Below are 255 nucleotides of genomic sequence, written 5' to 3' on the forward strand. Positions count from 1 at the left end.
CAGCTCAGCAGCAAGCTGCGCCAGCAGCTGGGCGTGGCCATCACGATCCAGGACATCTTCAACTGCAAGACGGTCGAAGCGCTGTGCGTGCAGCTGCGCAGCCAGGCCGGCGGTCCGGCGCGCCAGGCCGTGTCGGAGCAGGGCTTACTAAGCGGCAGCTTCGCGCTGCTGCCGGTCCAGTCGTGGTTCTTTGAAAACGCATTCGCCGCCGCGCAGCACTGGAACCAGTCGTTCCTGGTGCGCACTCCCGCGCTG

At 66.7% G+C, this 255-nt stretch carries 1 protein-coding gene; it reads left to right on the top strand.

Annotated elements, in window-relative coordinates; all coding sequences use genetic code 11:
- Nucleotides 1–255: phosphopantetheine-binding protein (locus GM668_RS30445; RefSeq protein WP_155442698.1), on the top strand; the 255-nt coding region annotated here is incomplete at both ends.

Origin of the sequence: Pseudoduganella ginsengisoli, from assembly GCF_009720865.1 — a bacterium.
Lineage (GTDB): Bacteria > Pseudomonadota > Gammaproteobacteria > Burkholderiales > Burkholderiaceae_D > Rugamonas > Rugamonas ginsengisoli.